Source organism: Neorhizobium sp. S3-V5DH (assembly GCF_004343065.1).
Lineage (GTDB): Bacteria > Pseudomonadota > Alphaproteobacteria > Rhizobiales > Rhizobiaceae > Neorhizobium > Neorhizobium huautlense.
The window spans coordinates 107,270-123,522 of the sequence record NZ_SMCL01000002.1 but is presented as its reverse complement, the minus strand read 5'-3'; the positions used below and the strand labels follow the sequence as shown (position 1 = coordinate 123,522).

Genomic DNA, 16,253 nt, shown 5'->3' with positions numbered 1-16,253 from the left:
TCGCCTGGGACGGGAGCAATGCGGTTTTCGCGAATTGCGTGAGAAGGAAGATTGAGCCGTGAGCGAGCACGAGACACATAGCGAAACACTGGGCGAGCCTACGCGCCGTGATTTCCTTTACCTGACGACCGGCATGGCCGGCGTGGTCGGCGCGGTATCGGTCGCTTGGCCTTTCATCGATCAGATGCGTCCGGATGCCTCGACGCTGGCGCTGGCTTCGATCGAGGTGAATGTCGGAGCGCTCGAGCCGGGCATGTCTCTGACCGTCAAATGGCGCGGCAAGCCGGTCTTCATCCGGAACCGTACGCCGAAGGAAGTGGAAGAGGCGAATGCCGTTGCCTTGGCTGACCTGAAGGATCCTGTCGCCCGCAATGCCAACCTTCCGGCCGATGCAGAAGCGACGGCAGTTGATCGTTCGGCTGGCGAAGGCAAGGAAAACTGGATCGTCATGATCGGCTCCTGCACCCATCTCGGTTGCGTTCCGCTCGGCCAGGCCGGCGATTTCGGCGGATGGTTCTGTCCCTGCCACGGCTCGCACTACGACACGGCGGGCCGTATCCGCAAAGGTCCGGCGCCGGAGAACCTTGCCATTCCGACTTTCACGTTTACGTCCGACACAGTGATCCAGATCGGGTGAGGGGATAAATACTTATGAGCGGTCATTCCACATACCAGCCATCGACCGGCATCGAAAAGTGGATCGATTCGCGGCTTCCGCTGCCGCGCATGATCCATGACAGTTTCGTTTCCTACCCCGTTCCCCGCAATCTCAATTACGCATATACCTTCGGTGCCATGCTGTCGGTCATGCTGATCGTGCAGATCCTGACGGGCGTTGTGCTTGCGATGCACTATGCCGCAGCGACTGGCGTCGCCTTCGACAGCGTCGAAAAGATCATGCGCGACGTGAACCACGGCTGGCTCCTGCGCTATATGCACGCGAACGGCGCGTCGTTCTTCTTCATCGCCGTCTATCTGCATATCGCCCGCGGCCTCTACTACGGTTCCTACAAGGCGCCGCGCGAAATCCTCTGGATCCTCGGCGTCGTCATCTACCTCCTGATGATGGCCACCGGCTTCATGGGCTATGTGCTTCCGTGGGGTCAGATGTCCTTCTGGGGCGCAACCGTCATCACCGGCTTCTTCTCGGCCTTCCCGCTGGTCGGCGAGTGGATCCAGCAGTTCCTGCTCGGCGGTTTCGCCGTCGACCAGCCGACGCTCAACCGCTTCTTCTCTCTGCATTACCTGCTGCCCTTCATGATCGCCGGCGTCGTCGTCCTGCACGTCTGGGCGCTGCATGTCACCGGCCAGACGAACCCGACCGGCGTCGAAGTGAAGACCAAGACGGATACCGTCGCCTTCACCCCCTATGCGACGCTCAAGGACGCGCTCGGCGTATCGGTCTTCCTGATCGTCTATGCCTGGTTCATCTTCTACATGCCGAACTATCTCGGTCATCCGGACAACTACATTCCGGCTGACCCGTTGAAGACGCCTGCTCACATCGTTCCGGAATGGTATTACCTGCCGTTCTACGCGATGCTGCGCGCCATCACCTTCAATGTCGGCCCGATCGACTCCAAGCTCGGCGGCGTTCTGGTGATGTTCGGTTCGATCATCATCCTGTTCTTCCTGCCCTGGCTCGACACGTCAAAGGTCCGCTCCGCCGTCTACCGCCCCTGGTACAAGCTGTTTTTCTGGCTCTTCGTGGTCGATGCGATCATGCTCGGCTGGCTCGGCGCCATGCCCGCAGAAGGCGGCGGACTGCTGGCGCTGCTGTTCAAGGGCGAACTTGCGGGCAACTACGTCGGTTATTCCCAGCTCGGCACGCTCTACTACTTCGGCTTCTTCCTGGTCATCATGCCGTTGCTCGGCCTGTTCGAGACGCCGCGGCGCATTCCAAACTCCATCACGGAAGCCGTTCTCGAAAAGAACGGTAAATCCGCCGCAGCCGCTGCCACAGCCCGCGCCTGACAGTACGCGACCGAGAGGGATTAAAAAAATGAAAAAGCTTGTTGCAAGCCTCGTGTCGCTGGCCTTTCTGGCAGGGTTCGGCGCCGCTTCGGCGGTCGCTCAGGACGATCACGCTGCAGCACCTGCCGGCGGAGAGCACGCGGAAGGCGGCACGCCGCATTATCCGATCCAGCATCCGAAGCAGGTTGACTGGAGCTTTGCCGGTCCGTTCGGCCACTATGACAGGGGCCAGCTTCAGCGCGGCCTGAAGGTCTATACGGAAGTCTGTTCCGCCTGCCATTCCATGAAGCTGGTGTCCTTCCGCACGCTGGAAGACCTCGGTTATTCGGAAGCGCAGGTCAAAGCCTTCGCGGCGAACTACGAGGTTCAGGACGGCCCGAACGACGATGGCGAGATGTTTGCGCGCAAGGCCGTGCCGTCGGACTATTTCCCGTCGCCGTTCCCGAACGTGCAGGCCGCTGCCGCTGCCAACAACGGTGCGGCTCCTCCGGATTTCTCGCTGATCGCCAAGGCGCGCGGCGTCACCCGCGGCTTCCCGCAATTCGTCTTCGATATCTTCAGGCAGTATCAGGAAGGCGGACCGGACTATATTTATTCGCTGCTCACCGGTTATCAGGAGCCGCCTGCCGGTATGGAAGTCCCGGAAGGCACGCACTACAATCCTTATTTCGTTGCGTCCGCATCTCTTGCCATGGCTCCGCCGCTTAGCGCGGATCAGGTGACCTATGACGATGGGGCTCCGCAGACGGTCGATCAGTATGCCAAGGACGTTTCTGCCTTCCTGATGTGGGCTGCAGAGCCGCATCTGGAAGAGCGCAAGCGCACCGGCTTCATGGTCATGGTCTTCCTGGTGATCTTCACCGGCCTGATCTACCTGACGAAGAAGTCGGTCTACGCCAACAAGGAACACTGAGGCTTTCGCCTCGCATGAAAAAGCCGGCAGCGATGCCGGCTTTTTTGTTGGGAGAGAGTTGCCGACTTGATAGGCTAGCCTCCCGCCATCTGCCATTTTTCTCTCGGGGTCTCATGTCCAAATCCGATCTCTCCGCCGCAATCCGTTCCATCCGGGACTATCCGAAGCCTGGCATCATCTTTCGCGACATCACCACGCTGCTCGGCGACGCGGCCGCTTTCCGGCAGGCTGTGGACGAATTGGTGCGGCCTTATGTGGGCCTGGGTGTCGACAAGATCGCCGGCATCGAGGCGCGGGGCTTTATCCTCGGCGGCGCGCTCGCGCACCAGCTCTCGGCTGGCTTCGTGCCGATCCGCAAGAAAGGCAAACTTCCGCATGACACGGTGCGCATCGCCTACAGCCTGGAATATGGCGTCGACGAAATGGAGATGCATGCGGACGCGGTGAAGCCCGGCGAGAAGGTGATCCTGACGGACGACCTGATTGCGACCGGCGGCACTGCCGAGGGCGCTGTGAAGCTGCTGCGGCAGCTGGGCGCCGAGATCGTCTCGGCCTGCTTCGTGATCGACCTGCCGGACCTCGGCGGCCGCAAGAAGCTCGAAACGCTCGGCGTCGAGGTCAGGACATTGGTGGAGTTCGCAGGCCATTAGGGAGGAGGGCGAACGCCAGCCCGGCCTACGCAAACTCGAGAACAGTGCCTTCGTAGCGCATCACCACGTCGCCGTGCTGGTTTACGCCGTCGTTGATGGTCATGTTGATAAAGGTGCCGGAGCGCGAGGTGAGAGGGCGGCTTTCGGTGAGCTGGACGGAATAGGTGATAGTGTCGCCCGCATAAACCGGCTTCAGCCACTGAAGCTTCTTGAATCCGGCGGAGGGACCGAGCTTCGGAGCGATGAGACCTTCGCTCTCAAGGCGCGCGACCTCTTTCGTCCAATAGGCAATGTAGGTCTTCATCCAGCCGGCGCAGGTGTGCCAGCCGGAGGCGCAAAGGGCGCCGAAGACATAGTCCTTCGCCGCTTCCGCATCCACGTGAAAGGGCTGCGGATCGAACTTTTTCGCGAAACGGATGATATCCTCGGTGGTGAAAAGCAGGGTGCCGGTGACCACTTTGCGGCCCGGCGGGGAGAGTTCGATCAGCCTCATGCGGCGTCCTCGCGGGCCGCGCGCAAGCGCATCATGATGGGGTTTTCCCCGCGCATGACGATCTCGCCACGCTGGTTCTCCACCTGATGAAGGAACCTCACGAGGCCAATACCGGGGCGCGAGCGCAGGGGGCGAGACTCCAGAACGGTGGACCTGCCGGAAAGCGTATCGCCGGCAAGCACCGGCTTCTTCCATTCCATGAATTCGATGCCGGGAGAGCCTTCAGACGAGGAACGCGACAGCCAGCCGTCGAACATCATCCGCATGAATACACTGGCCGTGTGCCAGCCGGAGGCCGATAGCCCGCCGAGAATGCTGGCCCTGCCGGCTTCCTCCGACAGGTGCATGGGCTGCGGATCGAACTCCCCGGCGAATTCGATGATTTCGCCGGCCGTCACCAGTTTCGACGCGAGGGGAAAAACCCGCCCGGCCGTAAAGTCCTCGAAATAGAATTCGTTTCCCGCCATGAGGCCCTCCCGCCCTCGATATCAGGTGTTGAAGCGGAAGTGGATGACGTCGCCGTCATTGACGACATATTCCTTGCCTTCGTCACGCCCCTTGCCGGCTTCCTTGGCCCCGACTTCACCCTTGAAGTTGATGTAATCGTCGTAGGAGATCGTGAACGCACGGATGAAGCCGCGTTCGAAGTCGGTGTGGATGACGCCGGCGGCTTGCGGCGCCTTGGTGCCGCGCACGATCGTCCAGGCGCGTGTTTCCTTGGGGCCGACGGTGAAATAGGTGATCAGGTCCAGCAGATGGTAACCGGCGCGGATCAGCCGGTCCAGGCCTGCTTCTTCAAGCCCGAGCGCGGAGAGAAATTCCTTGGCCTCCTCTTCCGGAAGTTGCGCCACTTCGGACTCGATCGCGGCCGAGATGACGACGCATTCGGCGCCCTGTTCCTTGGCCATCGCCGCGACGGCCTCGGTGTGCTTGTTGCCGGTCGATGCATCGGCCTCCGCGACGTTGCAGACGTAGAGAACCGGGTGCGAGGTCAGAAGGTTGAGGCCCTTCAGGATCTCGATCTCTTCGGGCGCCAGCGTCTTCAAAAGCAGCCGGGCCGGCTTGCCGTCGTTCAGGAGCTTGATCACCGCTTCCATCACCGGCAGCTGCGCGATCGAATCCTTGTCCTTGCCGGTCGCCCGCTTGCGGGTCTGCTCGACACGGCGTTCCAGGCTTTCCAGATCGGCGAGCATTAGCTCGGTCTCGATGGTGTCGGCGTCACCGACCGGATCGATGCGGCCTTCGACATGGGTGATGTCGTCATCCTCGAAGCAGCGCAGCACATGCACGACCGCGTCGACTTCGCGGATGTTGGCCAGGAACTTGTTGCCGAGGCCTTCACCCTTCGACGCGCCGCGCACCAGGCCGGCGATATCCACGAAGGAGATGCGCGTCGGGATGATTTCCTTGGAGCCGGCGATTGCCGCAAGCTTCTGCATGCGGGGATCGGGAACGGCCACTTCGCCCGTGTTCGGTTCGATCGTGCAGAAGGGATAATTGGCGGCCTGCGCTGCCGCCGTCTTGGTGAGTGCGTTGAAGAGGGTGGACTTGCCGACATTCGGCAGGCCCACGATACCGCATTTAAAACCCATGGGTCCGGACCCTATATCGCTAGAAATTTCGTTGCTGTGGCTATGGGGGAAACTGTCCTGACGGTCAAGGCTTGGTCGGGACACTGCAAGGCGAAAGGGCCAGAGCGGTTGCCTTGCGGGCAGGGCCATTTGATCTTATTTTAACGGAGAAGGAGTCGGCAATGACCGTTTTCACAGTGACGAAAGAGGGCGAGGTAACGCTCACTCAGGATGTCCTGAAGCGTCTCGGGATGCGGCCGGGCGACCAGGTTGCCGTGGTGGAACGCGCCGACGGAACGCTCGAACTGTCAGCCCTGAAAACCACCGGTAAGGATGTCGTCAAAGCTAAGAAGACAGGCGGACTCGAAGCATTTTTCGGAAGCCTCAAGAATAAGCACAACGTTCACTTGACCATCGAGGAAATCAACGAAGAGATCGCGAAGGCCTGGGCGGGCGAAAATGATCATCGCTGATACGAACCTGCTCCTACGGGCGGTGCTCGATGACGATGTATGGCAGTCCCACCTGGCAAGACGTTATCTTGCCGAGCTTGATGCAATCGCGTTGCCGCTCCCGGCGATTTGCGAATTTGTCTGGGTCCTTTCGCGAAGCTATAAGCTTGATGCACCCGATATAGCATTGTCACTGCGTAAGCTTGTCGATGATCCAAGGATCTCCTGCAATCGCGACGCCGTTGAGGCCGGCCTCGCCTTTCTTGATGCCGGCGGAGATTTCGCTGACGGCGTGATCGAATTCGAAGGTCGACGAGTAGGTGGTGATACGTTTGTGAGTTTCGACAAGCGTGCGGTCGCTATCATCCGCGCAAAAGGCCGCGACTGCCTGTTGCTTTCCGATGCAGGCTGACCTGCCGTTCACCAACCGGTTGCTTGAAATATGGCGGTTGCGGTGCGATATAGCCGGCATGTCTCCCGATAGGATTGCATCGTCAGGAGAGGCCGATGGCCGAGGACACTACCCTAAAACCGAAAACGACCACAAAGCCCAAAGTCGAGCGGCCGAAGCTCTACAAGGTGATACTCGTCAATGACGACTATACGCCGCGCGAATTCGTCATCATGGTGCTGAAGGCCGTCTTCCGCATGAGCGAGGAGACCGGTTATCGGGTCATGTTGACGGCGCATCGCATGGGCACATGCGTGGTCGTGGTCTGCGCCAAGGATATCGCCGAGACCAAAGCCAAGGAGGCCGTGGATCTCGCCAAGGATGCGGGTTATCCGCTGATGTTCACGACGGAACCCGAGGAATAGGGCTTATTCCCCGGCTTGGACGCCCAGTGCTTCGGCGCTGACCCAGAAGACGGCATCCTGGGATTCCGCCGTTTCCAGCCACAGCAGTTCGAGATCCGGAAATTCCTCTTCAAGGATCTCCCGCCCCGAGCCGATCTCGCAAAGCATGCCACCGCCCGGGTTGAGGTGCTTTGGCGCTTCGGCAAGCAGCTGCCGGACGATATCGAGCCCGTCTTCACCCCCATCGAAAGCCATGGCGGGTTCGGCGCGGAACTCGTCTGGAAAGCCTTCCATTGCCTCATGATCCACATAAGGCGGATTGGTGATGATCAGATCGTATTTCTTCTTGCCCAGTGGCGCGAACAAGTCCCCTTCATAAAGGCTGACCTGGCCCTCGACCCCGTGCTCCGTGACATTGAGTTTCGCGACTTCCAGCGCATCGGGAGAGAGGTCGACAGCGTCGACTTCCGCATTGGGAAAGAACTTGGCCGCCAGAATGGCAAGGCATCCGGAACCGGTGCAGATGTCGACCGCGCTTTCCACGCTGAGGGGATCCGGGAGGAAGGACGAGCCTTCCCCGCTCAGGTATTCGGAGAACAGGATTTCGCCGATATGCGAGCGCGGCACGATGACCCGCTCGTCCACGTGGAAACGCACGCCCTGAATATAAGCATGGCCGGTAATGTACGACGTTGGTTTGCGGGTTGTGACGCGCGCCTCGATCCGCTCGGCGAGGAGACGGCGTTCAGCCGGCAGCAGGCGCGCATCGAGAAACGGATCGAGCGCGTCGATCGGCAGGTCGAGCGAATCGAGGATAAGAAACGCGGCGTCGTCACCCGCCGTCGTCGTGCCGTGCCCGAAGCTCAGGTTGGCCGCGTTGAAGCGGGAGATGGCGTAGCGCCAGTAGTCGCGAAGCGTGAAGAGCTCGCCGGTGACGTCGCTCGGGTTGGTAGCCTTGTTCATTCCAGATTTTCCGATTGTATCTGTTTTCTCGGGAAGCAGCCGGAGCCGTCTCACTTACCCTTGTCGCCGAACATCTTCTTCAGGATCTCGGCCATCGGGCCGCTAGTCGGGATATTCGCCTTGGCGCCGCCGCGGGCCTGATGAATATGCGATTTGCCGGCCAGCTTCGGTTGCGTGGCCTTCTCGGCCTTCGGCTTCTCGTCGTCCGGTTTGCTGCCGATGGCAAGCGCCAGCTTATTCATCAGCTGCGAATCCTCGGCCTTCACCAGCATCTCGGCATTGTCTGCGATCGCGTCGAGGAGAGGCGAAAGCCAGGACTGATCGGCCTTGGCGAAATCGCCGAGCACGTGATTGTGCACCAGTTCCTTGACGCCGGGGTGGCCGATGCCGAGGCGCAGGCGCCGATAGTCCTTGCCGCAATGGGCGTCGAGAGACTTGATGCCGTTGTGGCCCCCGTGGCCGCCGCCTGTCTTGATGCGGGCCTTGCCGGCGGGCAGGTCGAGTTCGTCATAGATCGCGACGACGTTTTCCGGGCCGAGTTTATAGAAACGCATCGCTTCGCCGACGGCTTCGCCGGAGAGGTTCATGAAGGTCTGCGGCTTCAGCAGCAGCACCTTTTCGCCGGCGAGTTCGCCTTCGGAGATTTCTGCCTTGAATTTCTTCGACCACGTGGAAAAGCCGGGCCGCCGCTGGATCGCGTCGACCGCCATGAAGCCGATATTGTGCCGGTTGCCCGCATATTTGGAACCGGGGTTGCCGAGACCCGCAATGATAAGCATGAAGAAATCCGTCCTTCGCTGATGGTCTTCACCAACGCGAAACGCCGGCAATGTCAACCGGTTTCATTGTCGAGCAGTGCTACTTGGGCTGGTTGATGCCGTAACGGTTGAAGATGGCGGTCTGAACGCCGTCCTTGATGAGCCTGTCGAGATTGGCCTGCATCGTCGTGATCAGCTCATCGGGCGTGGCCCTGTTGCAGGCAATGCCGAGATCCTGCTCTGAAAACACAAACACTTTCTCGACTGCGGTTCCGGCCGCTCTAAGCTTTTCGTAGGCGCCTTCCGACATGGGCATCATCTCGATGCGGTCCTCAAGCAATTTGCGAAGCGTCGTATCGAAGTCGGAACTGAGGTCGATCTTCGGGAAGCCGAAGCTCCTTAGAAGACCTTCGGTATAATCGGCACGATGGGTGCCGACCGTATAGTGCTTGGCTTCGTCCATTGTGGTCGCCGAAACTTTCGAGCTGCCGTGCCGGACCAGAATATTGCGGTCAATGAAAAGCGGAACCACCCACTTAAACCGGGCCTCGCGCTCCGCTGTTCGGGCTGCCGCGAAGATACAGTGGTCGGCTTGCGTTTCCGCCATGGCGATCGCTCGGGCCCAGGGCAGGATTTCCAGTGTGTATGGAACCTGGGTCTCCCGCATGATGATCTCGATCTGGTCGATGCCGGCGCCGCGATATTTGCCCCCCGGTTCCTGATAGCTGAAGGGCGGGTAGGATTCGGTCATGAAGACAACGGGGGTCTGGGCAGCGATACCAGACGCGAAACTGAAACTGGCGAGAAGCAGTAATGCCCTTTTCATCTGTTCCCCTCCAAACGAGCACGTTGTCTTCCTGACTCAGCATGTCGTCCGGCGGAGACGATGCTCTAACTCGCCATGGACCTCACTTCGGCCTGCCGGGCAGATAGGGCCGAGACCAGTTCGGAAATTTCGCGGGGCCTCGAGAAGAGATAGCCCTGAGCGTAGTCGATGCCCATCTGGCGGAGCAGCGCGCGCTGATCTTCCGTTTCAACGCCCTCGGCGACGACCTTGCAATTCATCTTATGGGAAATCGCGCTTATCCCTTCGACCAGCATCCGATTCTTGGTGGAGATATCGCCGGCCTGTTCCGTCAGCGAGCGAATGAAGGACTGGTCGATCTTGACGATATCGACCGGGAAACGGCTCATATAGCTGAGCGAAGAATAACCTGTTCCGAAGTCGTCGAGTGCGATGCGGCATCCGAGAGTGTGAAGATCGTTGAGGATGGTGCGGATCTCGGGATTGTCATGCATCAGCACTGCTTCGGTGATCTCGATGACGAGGCGGGAAGGTTCAATGCCGTGACGGCCGATCAGTCCGGCAAGGCGGGCGAGCAGGCCGGGCTCGAACTGCAGCGGCGAAAAATTGACGGCGACATAGGTTTCTTCCATCCCGGGCAGGTGCGAAACCCGGGCAAGGTTGGCCATCGCCTCTTCCAGGATGAGGTTGCCGATCTGGCCGATGGTCCCGGTTTCCTCGGCGACGCTGATAATGCCTGCCGGCGACAGCAAACCTTTGCGCGGATGACGCATGCGCATCAGCGCTTCGAAGCCCGATGGCATGTCCGTGTCGATGTCGACGATCGGCTGGAAATGTGCCTCGAACCAGTTGGCGGCAATGCCGGCTTCGATATCGCTTTCGATCTCGGCCCTTTCCCGTGTCTGGTCCAGAATGGCCGGATCATAGACCTGCGACCCATTCTTGCCGTCGCGTTTGCGGGCATACATGGCCATATCGGATTTCTGCAGGAGTTCTGCGGCGCTGGCGGCATGGGTGGGATAAAAGGCGAGACCGATGCTGGCGCTGAGCCGGACGCCGGTGCCGTGCGCGCAGAACGGCACCTCGAACATGTCGACGATCGTCTGGGCCAGGTCGATCGCGCGATGCTGGGCGTCGGCGCCAGCAATCAGGATTGCGAACTCGTCGCCCCCGAGACGCGATGCGCTGTCGTTCTCGTGCAGCATCGGTTTTGTTCGTTCGACAAACTGGCACAGGATGGCATCCCCGGCGGCATGGCCGAGATTGTCGTTAATCGCCTTGAATCGGTCGAGATCAACGAAAAGGCACGCGACTTCGGTTTCTGCCTCATCCGCCTCGGCAATCTTCCGGTCGAGCATCGCCTCGAAGCCCTGGCGGTTCAATAGCCCGGTCAGGTGATCGGATATGGCCTGCTGGTGATTGCGCAGTTCCGATTGCTTCAGCTCGGTGACATCGGTCATGACGCTGAGCGATCCGGGAATGCTGCCGCTTGCGGCACTCAATTCGGTTTCGACGATCAGAACGTCGATCATGCGGCCATCGGCACAAAGGAAGCGGACCGTCACCTCGATCACCGGACCGCTCGATTTTCCCTGTACCTTGCGCTCGTGGTAGATCTCCCTGTCTGCGGGAGCCACGAGATCGGCAAAGGGACGATTGATCACATCGTCGCGGCGATAACCGGTGGCAAGCAGCCAATAGTCGCTGACGGCAGCTATCTGGTCGCTGCGGTCAAGCGAGAACAACATGGCCGGAGTGAGATTGTAGATCTCCGTCGTCTGCTGATGTGCCCGTTTCAGTTCCCGTTCCTCGCGTTCGAGGAGGCTCTGCATCTCGTTGAAGCTTTTGGCCAGCCGGCCCATCTCGTCATTGGAGCGCCAGTCGACGTGGTGGCGCGAGCCGAGGCGGCGGGTTGCCTCGATAGCGGCCGTCAGCCGCATCAGCGGCTTGATCACCATCACGCGGTTGCCGAGGATGGCGGCTCCAAAAACGGTCAGGATGGCGATGATGAAGATGGAAATGAAGGCCATTTCCATCTCGTGCAGGGCGGAAAACCATCCTAGCTTTGGCACGTAGACGGTGATGCTGCCGACATTGCGCATTCCCTGCTGGGATTTGTAGAAGATCGGCTCGGAGATCGATTGCAGCCCGCGGAAATCAACCGGGTTGACATCCACCTCTGCAATATTGAGCTTGCCGGTGTTGTCGTTGATCTGCACGCCGAAAATGGCGGAGTCTGCGATGAGTACGGAGGCGATTTGGCGGATGCTGTCGGTGTCCAGGTCCCAAAGCGGCTTCCCAAGCGCCTGGGAGTTGGTGATCAGCATGACATTGACATGCTCACCCTGGTTCTTGGCTGCCTGTTGCGAAGAGAGCGCCAGAAACAGCGTGAAAAGCGGAGCGACGACGACCAGCAGGGCGCCAGAAATGATCGCGATGAAACGACTCTCCACAGAACGAGTCATTCGTCTTTCCCGCACTTATCCTCCGGTGATGCCGGATTGTTCCCTTATCCTCAAACTCAGTTCATGCTTTCACGCATTGATTAAACTTCACTGAACCGGGCTGGCGAGATTTGTCCGGTTGTAGAACCGTAGTAAAGAAGTTGTATATTCTGCAATAAAAAACCCGCCTTCGGACGAAGGCGGGTTCTTTTGTTGGATTGTCTGCTTCGTTATTCGGAAGCAGGCGCTTCTTCTGCAGCTTCTTCGACGCCGCCAGCCGGGGCAACGATCGTGGCGATGGTGAAGTCGCGGTCAGCGATGACCGGACGAACGCCCTTCGGCAGCTTTACCGCGGAGATGTGGAGGCTGTCGCCGATCTTGGCGCCAGCCAGATCGACCGTGATGAATTCCGGAATGTCGTTGGCCGGGCAGTAAAGCTCGACTTCGTGACGAACGACGTTCAGGACGCCGCCGATCTTGACTGCCGACTTCTCTTCGTTGACGAAGTGAACCGGAACTTCGACCGAAACCTCGGTGTCGCCGGAAACGCGCAGGAAATCGACATGCATGGTGAAGTCACGGACCGGATCCAGCTGGTAATCCTTCGGGAGAACCTGGATCTTCTGGCCTTCGACTTCGATGGTTGCGACGGTGGTCATGAAACCGCCGGCGTGGATGCGCTTCGTCACTTCGTTGGTCGAGAGTGCGATCGCGAGGGGGGCCTGCTTGTCACCATAGATGACAGCGGGAATCAAACCGTTGCGGCGAAGTTCACGGGAGGACCCCTTACCTACCCGTTCGCGCGCCTCGGCCTTGAGCTCGTATGATGCGTGGCTCATGGCATATCCTTTCGAGGTTGTCTGGAGAGTTTTTCCCGGCGAGGTCGCCGCGTCAAACCGAAGGGCATCGTCCGATGCGCTTCATCCGCGTTGCCTCCAAGGGTGTCTGCGCGGACGGGCGGGCTATAATACAAAGGCGCCGGAAGCGCAAGTATTGCGGTCGCTTAACAATACCGAGCTTGACTTCTCTTCTACCTTATCCAAATTCACGCCTCGGTCAACGAGGGAAGGGGCCTCAGGAAATGCGTCGGATATGGATTGCAGCGAGCGTAGCGGCAGTGTCTTTTGTGCAGCCGCTTGCAGCAGCAGAAATCAACGATCAGGGTGCTCGCAAACTTCGCGACGACCTCAGCCATTATTTGCCCGAGGAGGTGCGGAACGGCGGGTTTCTGACAGTTATCCCTTCCGGAGAGCGCTACGAAATCAAATACGATTTCGCCAAGCTTCTCGGCGATATCGGGAGTGGAGACTTTTCCATATCCGGCCTGACACCTTTCTCCGTTTTTGCGGCGCCGGTGAACGGCGGGCTGTGGAAGCTCAACAGCGACAGCGACCTGAACGTCTCCATTCAGGGCAAGATGCCGGACGGCAAGTCCACCGATCTCACCTATTCGGTGACCGATGCGGTCTTTTCGGGCATTTTCGATCCCGCGATCAGCTATCTTCGTTCGGGCGAGATGACATCCGGGCCGATCCGTATCGTATCCAAGACCGGAGCCGAAGAGCTTGAGGCGAGCTTTGCCGCCATGAATTATTCCCTCACGTCGACCGGGGCTGCGATAGCTGGCGCCACCGATTTCCGGGGCAAGGGGGCATTTTCGAGATTCTACGAGCGGGTTACCACCGCCGAGAACCCGCCAATACAGATCCGTGCCGAGAGCCTCGACTTCGACGTTGGTGTCGAGGGCGTCGTGCCGGAAAAGATCCGAAATCTCGTTTCGTTCGGGCTTGAACTCGTCAAGAATGAAAAACCCTCGCAGGCCGAGCTCGCTGAGCTGAAGAAACTGATCCGTGGCGCGATGCCCTTCTTCAGTTCGCTGTCGGAAAAAATCACCTTCAACCGTTTCGTGGTGGCCAGCCAGATCGGCGATTTCGAACTGGGTAAACTGGATTATACGCTTGCCATGACGGAACCTTCCGAGGCGACGCGAATCGGCTTCGGCATTGGGGTGGAGAACATTTCCGCTCCGCCCGGCCTCATCCCAGAGCTTTATGCGCAGTTGGTGCCTGAAATTGCCGAGATACAGATGGGAATCACCGATCTCAACTTCACCCGCTTTGTCGACACCCTTATGGAAATCGACCTCTCGACCTCCGGCCCCTTGCCCGAGGCGCAAAGCGCACGTCTTGGCGAAGCCTTCCTTCCGGACGGCCAGATCAAGATCGACTTTCCGAAGGTCGTTGCGAAATCCCCACTCTATGACGTCGAGGCTTCCGGAGCGATGAGCGGTTACCCGGACCAGAAGGATCGCTACACGCTCGAGACTTCGATTTTTGCCCGGGACGTGGATAAGCTCATCCAGTACTTCCAACAGGCCGCCAAGGCTGACCCGCAATTCAACCAGGTCTCTTTCGCGGTGATGATGGCAAAGGGAATGGCAAAGACCGAGGCCGACGGTCGCCTGCGCTGGGACATCAAATTCGAAGATGGCAAAAGCCTCACCGTCAACGGGCAGGTACTCCAGTAGGCGGGCTTGGTAGCGCTTGCTAACCTGAGGCTGCGGGTCAGCGGCGAGGCTCGCCGCCTGGTGCATAGATCGTTTTCTGCTCGAAGCGGAACTTGTGTCCGCACTGGCCGCAACGCAGCATGTATTTGCGAGGGTCGGTCGACGGGAATTCGGTGAAGAAGCCGCGCGGTAGTTCGTCGATCCGGAAGTCGCGATTGTTCTGCCGCTTGTCGTCGGTCTCGGATACCTCGGCAAAGCCGGTATTCCCACATTGGGAACATTCGAGTTTTCGGGAATAGCGGTCGCGTGCTGCCATGCGGAATCTCCTGCGTCTGGTCCTTACCTAGTCAAAGCAGCCCGGCAAAGCAAAACACCAGGACGGTTGCCCTGGTGTTTTGCAAGGAAACCTCGTCGTGCCCGCCGGCTCAGCGACGGCATTCTCCCGGCGTGACCGATCGGAAGCCGGCATTCGAGGCCTCGCAGGCATTAGGGAAGGTTTGCCGGGTTGGGCCAAGCTGCCCGCAGACGGGCCGGTATTCCCGGGTGCAGGCGCCGCCTTGATCGGGGCGCTCGGGCCTATCCCAATCCGGACGAGACGGCCTGTCCCAATCGGGCCTGCCGGGACGATCGTCCCAGTCGGGCCGGTCCGGGCGACGCGAGCACTCGCCGGTGCCGACGATCCGAAAGCCGCGCTCGCGCGCCTGGCAGGCATTGCCGAAGGTTTCCAGTCGCCCGCCGCGCTCGCCGCAGACCGGCCGATATTCCATCGTGCACATCTGCGGCCGCGGTTCGGGCCAGGGGCGTGGAGGCGGATTATAACCGCCCGGACCAGGCCCGTCTTCGACACAGCTCGAAAGCACGGGAAGAAGAAGGGCAAGAGCCCATGTCTTCGATCGTCCGGAAAAGCCGTTCATCGCGAATCTCTCCTCGTTGTTGGTACGAGGACCTTATCGAAATACCTGCAGTTGAAAAGCTCAGTCGAACAGGCTGGAGACCGATGATTCCATCGCCGTGCGGTTGATGGCCTCGCCAAGCAGATTGGCGGTGGTGATCACCCGGATATTGGGGGCCGACTGCACGGCCGTGGTCGGCTGGATGGAATCGGTGATGACAAGTTCGCGCAGCTTGGATGTCGCGATGCGCGTGACGGCGCCGCCGGAGAGGACGCCGTGGGTGATGTAGGCGGTGACGCTTGTCGCCCCGTTCTTCAGCAGCGCTTCCGCCGCGTTGCAGAGCGTTCCGCCGGAATCGACGATGTCGTCGATGAGAAGGCAATCCTTGCCATGGACATCGCCGATGACGTTCATGACTTCGGATTCGCCCGCTCGTTCGCGGCGCTTGTCGACGATGGCGAGCTGACAGTCGATACGTTTGGCAAGCGACCTGGCGCGGACGACGCCGCCGACATCAGGCGAAACGACCATCACATTGTTGAGGTCGTAATGCTCCTTGACGTCGCGGGCGAGGATCGGCACCGCATAAAGATTGTCGGTCGGAATATCGAAAAAGCCCTGGATCTGGCCGGCATGCAGATCAAGCGTCAATACGCGGTCTGCCCCGGCTTCGGTGATCAGGTTGGCGACGAGCTTTGCCGAAATTGGAGTTCGAGGACCCGCCTTGCGATCCTGGCGCGCATAACCGAAATAGGGAAGCACTGCGGTGATGCGCCGGGCGGAGGAGCGCCGGAACGCATCGATCATGATCAGCAGTTCCATCAGGTTGTCGTTGGTCGGAAAGGACGTCGACTGGATGACGAACACGTCTTCCCCGCGCACATTTTCCTGAATTTCAACGAAGATTTCCTGGTCTGCAAATCGCCTTACGCTGGCTTTTCCGACTGGTACATTAAGATAGCTGCAGATCGCGTCGGCGAGATGCCGGTTCGAATTGCCTGCGAAAACCTTCATTGCGGTCCGCCTGTTTTGAAGC

General features: G+C 59.7%; 19 protein-coding genes. 8 read left to right on the top strand and 11 right to left on the bottom strand.

Translation table 11 applies throughout. The features are described 5' to 3' along the window. Positions 1 to 58 precede the first annotated feature (58 nt). From petA to EDE09_RS04095, 4 genes are all read left to right on the top strand, one after another. Positions 59 to 637, top strand: coding sequence for a ubiquinol-cytochrome c reductase iron-sulfur subunit (petA, locus tag EDE09_RS04110; protein WP_105370289.1), 579 nt, complete (start codon positions 59 to 61; stop codon positions 635 to 637). Positions 638 to 651: 14 nt separating this feature from the next. Then, the gene (locus EDE09_RS04105) at positions 652 to 1,974 is read left to right on the top strand and encodes a cytochrome b N-terminal domain-containing protein (RefSeq protein WP_105370288.1); all 1,323 of its coding nucleotides are present in this window, start codon (positions 652 to 654) and stop codon (positions 1,972 to 1,974) included. Between the two features lie 28 nt (positions 1,975 to 2,002). Beyond that, positions 2,003 to 2,887, top strand: a complete 885-nt coding sequence (locus EDE09_RS04100; RefSeq protein ID WP_105370287.1) for a cytochrome c1 — start codon at positions 2,003 to 2,005, stop codon at positions 2,885 to 2,887. A 113-nt stretch (positions 2,888 to 3,000) separates the two neighbouring features. Next, positions 3,001 to 3,537, top strand: a complete 537-nt coding sequence (locus EDE09_RS04095) for an adenine phosphoribosyltransferase (protein WP_132409051.1) — start codon at positions 3,001 to 3,003, stop codon at positions 3,535 to 3,537. Positions 3,538 to 3,562: 25 nt separating this feature from the next. On the opposite strand, the gene EDE09_RS04090 is transcribed toward EDE09_RS04095, so the two are convergent. The 3 genes from EDE09_RS04090 to ychF are packed head-to-tail and all read right to left on the bottom strand — an operon-like array spanning position 3,563 to position 5,622. After that, positions 3,563 to 4,030 carry a MaoC family dehydratase gene (locus EDE09_RS04090; protein WP_132409049.1) on the bottom strand — a complete coding sequence of 156 codons (468 nt, stop codon included), beginning with the start codon at positions 4,028 to 4,030 and terminating at the stop codon, positions 3,563 to 3,565. Continuing rightward, on the bottom strand, positions 4,027 to 4,497 hold the full coding sequence (locus EDE09_RS04085) for a MaoC family dehydratase (protein ID WP_105370285.1): 471 nt from the start codon (positions 4,495 to 4,497) through the stop codon (positions 4,027 to 4,029). The genes EDE09_RS04090 and EDE09_RS04085 overlap by 4 nt, the downstream gene beginning before the upstream one ends. 21 nt (positions 4,498 to 4,518) lie before the next feature. After that, entirely contained in the window at positions 4,519 to 5,622 is a 1,104-nt protein-coding gene (gene ychF / locus EDE09_RS04080) for a redox-regulated ATPase YchF (RefSeq protein WP_105370284.1), read from the bottom strand. A gap of 161 nt (positions 5,623 to 5,783) precedes the next feature. Between ychF and EDE09_RS04075 the strand changes: the two genes are divergently transcribed. From EDE09_RS04075 to clpS, 3 genes are all read left to right on the top strand, one after another. Next, positions 5,784 to 6,074 carry an AbrB/MazE/SpoVT family DNA-binding domain-containing protein gene (locus tag EDE09_RS04075; RefSeq protein WP_112800942.1) on the top strand — a complete coding sequence of 97 codons (291 nt, stop codon included), beginning with the start codon at positions 5,784 to 5,786 and terminating at the stop codon, positions 6,072 to 6,074. Next, positions 6,061 to 6,465 (top strand): type II toxin-antitoxin system VapC family toxin, encoded by a 405-nt coding sequence (locus EDE09_RS04070; RefSeq protein ID WP_105370282.1) that lies wholly within the window; start codon positions 6,061 to 6,063, stop codon positions 6,463 to 6,465. The genes EDE09_RS04075 and EDE09_RS04070 overlap by 14 nt, the downstream gene beginning before the upstream one ends. 95 nt (positions 6,466 to 6,560) lie before the next feature. After that, positions 6,561 to 6,869 (top strand): ATP-dependent Clp protease adapter ClpS, encoded by a 309-nt coding sequence (gene clpS / locus EDE09_RS04065; protein ID WP_105370281.1) that lies wholly within the window; start codon positions 6,561 to 6,563, stop codon positions 6,867 to 6,869. Between the two features lie 3 nt (positions 6,870 to 6,872). Here clpS and prmB read toward each other — a convergent pair whose 3' ends face one another. From prmB to EDE09_RS04040, 5 genes are all read right to left on the bottom strand, one after another. Beyond that, complete coding sequence (gene prmB / locus EDE09_RS04060) at positions 6,873 to 7,811, bottom strand: 50S ribosomal protein L3 N(5)-glutamine methyltransferase (protein WP_105370280.1); 939 nt, start codon at positions 7,809 to 7,811, stop codon at positions 6,873 to 6,875. Positions 7,812 to 7,861: 50 nt separating this feature from the next. Then, complete coding sequence (pth, locus tag EDE09_RS04055) at positions 7,862 to 8,590, bottom strand: aminoacyl-tRNA hydrolase (protein ID WP_132409047.1); 729 nt, start codon at positions 8,588 to 8,590, stop codon at positions 7,862 to 7,864. Positions 8,591 to 8,669: 79 nt separating this feature from the next. Beyond that, the gene (locus EDE09_RS04050; protein ID WP_105370278.1) at positions 8,670 to 9,395 is read right to left on the bottom strand and encodes a transporter substrate-binding domain-containing protein; all 726 of its coding nucleotides are present in this window, start codon (positions 9,393 to 9,395) and stop codon (positions 8,670 to 8,672) included. A gap of 65 nt (positions 9,396 to 9,460) precedes the next feature. Further along, positions 9,461 to 11,839 carry an EAL domain-containing protein gene (locus tag EDE09_RS04045; RefSeq protein ID WP_132409045.1) on the bottom strand — a complete coding sequence of 793 codons (2,379 nt, stop codon included), beginning with the start codon at positions 11,837 to 11,839 and terminating at the stop codon, positions 9,461 to 9,463. Positions 11,840 to 12,048: 209 nt separating this feature from the next. Next, positions 12,049 to 12,657, bottom strand: a complete 609-nt coding sequence (locus tag EDE09_RS04040; RefSeq protein ID WP_105370276.1) for a 50S ribosomal protein L25/general stress protein Ctc — start codon at positions 12,655 to 12,657, stop codon at positions 12,049 to 12,051. A 242-nt stretch (positions 12,658 to 12,899) separates the two neighbouring features. On the opposite strand from EDE09_RS04040, the gene EDE09_RS04035 reads away from it, so the two are divergent. Further along, complete coding sequence (locus EDE09_RS04035) at positions 12,900 to 14,345, top strand: hypothetical protein (protein WP_132409043.1); 1,446 nt, start codon at positions 12,900 to 12,902, stop codon at positions 14,343 to 14,345. Between the two features lie 37 nt (positions 14,346 to 14,382). Here the strand turns inward: EDE09_RS04035 and EDE09_RS04030 are convergent, their stop codons facing one another. The 3 genes from EDE09_RS04030 to EDE09_RS04020 all read right to left on the bottom strand — a co-directional run bounded on the left by EDE09_RS04030 (position 14,383) and on the right by EDE09_RS04020 (position 16,231). Continuing rightward, complete coding sequence (locus tag EDE09_RS04030; RefSeq protein ID WP_105370274.1) at positions 14,383 to 14,640, bottom strand: hypothetical protein; 258 nt, start codon at positions 14,638 to 14,640, stop codon at positions 14,383 to 14,385. A gap of 109 nt (positions 14,641 to 14,749) precedes the next feature. Then, positions 14,750 to 15,238 carry a Kazal-type serine protease inhibitor domain-containing protein gene (locus EDE09_RS04025; RefSeq protein WP_132409041.1) on the bottom strand — a complete coding sequence of 163 codons (489 nt, stop codon included), beginning with the start codon at positions 15,236 to 15,238 and terminating at the stop codon, positions 14,750 to 14,752. A gap of 60 nt (positions 15,239 to 15,298) precedes the next feature. Further along, positions 15,299 to 16,231 carry a ribose-phosphate pyrophosphokinase gene (locus EDE09_RS04020; RefSeq protein ID WP_105370272.1) on the bottom strand — a complete coding sequence of 311 codons (933 nt, stop codon included), beginning with the start codon at positions 16,229 to 16,231 and terminating at the stop codon, positions 15,299 to 15,301. Positions 16,232 to 16,253 lie beyond the last annotated feature (22 nt).

Excerpts from the sequence above, each read along its gene's own strand:
- EDE09_RS04105 (WP_105370288.1), top strand. The coding sequence starts at position 652 with ATGAGCGGTCATTCCACATACCAGCCATCGACCGGCATCGAAAAGTGG.
- EDE09_RS04100 (WP_105370287.1), top strand. The coding sequence starts at position 2,003 with ATGAAAAAGCTTGTTGCAAGCCTCGTGTCGCTGGCCTTTCTGGCAGGG.
- EDE09_RS04095 (WP_132409051.1), top strand. The coding sequence starts at position 3,001 with ATGTCCAAATCCGATCTCTCCGCCGCAATCCGTTCCATCCGGGACTAT.
- EDE09_RS04090 (WP_132409049.1), bottom strand. The coding sequence starts at position 4,030 with ATGAGGCTGATCGAACTCTCCCCGCCGGGCCGCAAAGTGGTCACCGGC.
- EDE09_RS04085 (WP_105370285.1), bottom strand. The coding sequence starts at position 4,497 with ATGGCGGGAAACGAATTCTATTTCGAGGACTTTACGGCCGGGCGGGTT.
- ychF (WP_105370284.1), bottom strand. The coding sequence starts at position 5,622 with ATGGGTTTTAAATGCGGTATCGTGGGCCTGCCGAATGTCGGCAAGTCC.
- EDE09_RS04075 (WP_112800942.1), top strand. The coding sequence starts at position 5,784 with ATGACCGTTTTCACAGTGACGAAAGAGGGCGAGGTAACGCTCACTCAG.
- EDE09_RS04070 (WP_105370282.1), top strand. The coding sequence starts at position 6,061 with ATGATCATCGCTGATACGAACCTGCTCCTACGGGCGGTGCTCGATGAC.
- clpS (WP_105370281.1), top strand. The coding sequence starts at position 6,561 with ATGGCCGAGGACACTACCCTAAAACCGAAAACGACCACAAAGCCCAAA.
- prmB (WP_105370280.1), bottom strand. The coding sequence starts at position 7,811 with ATGAACAAGGCTACCAACCCGAGCGACGTCACCGGCGAGCTCTTCACG.
- pth (WP_132409047.1), bottom strand. The coding sequence starts at position 8,590 with ATGCTTATCATTGCGGGTCTCGGCAACCCCGGTTCCAAATATGCGGGC.
- EDE09_RS04050 (WP_105370278.1), bottom strand. The coding sequence starts at position 9,395 with ATGAAAAGGGCATTACTGCTTCTCGCCAGTTTCAGTTTCGCGTCTGGT.
- EDE09_RS04045 (WP_132409045.1), bottom strand. The coding sequence starts at position 11,839 with ATGACTCGTTCTGTGGAGAGTCGTTTCATCGCGATCATTTCTGGCGCC.
- EDE09_RS04040 (WP_105370276.1), bottom strand. The coding sequence starts at position 12,657 with ATGAGCCACGCATCATACGAGCTCAAGGCCGAGGCGCGCGAACGGGTA.
- EDE09_RS04035 (WP_132409043.1), top strand. The coding sequence starts at position 12,900 with ATGCGTCGGATATGGATTGCAGCGAGCGTAGCGGCAGTGTCTTTTGTG.
- EDE09_RS04030 (WP_105370274.1), bottom strand. The coding sequence starts at position 14,640 with ATGGCAGCACGCGACCGCTATTCCCGAAAACTCGAATGTTCCCAATGT.
- EDE09_RS04025 (WP_132409041.1), bottom strand. The coding sequence starts at position 15,238 with ATGAACGGCTTTTCCGGACGATCGAAGACATGGGCTCTTGCCCTTCTT.
- EDE09_RS04020 (WP_105370272.1), bottom strand. The coding sequence starts at position 16,231 with ATGAAGGTTTTCGCAGGCAATTCGAACCGGCATCTCGCCGACGCGATC.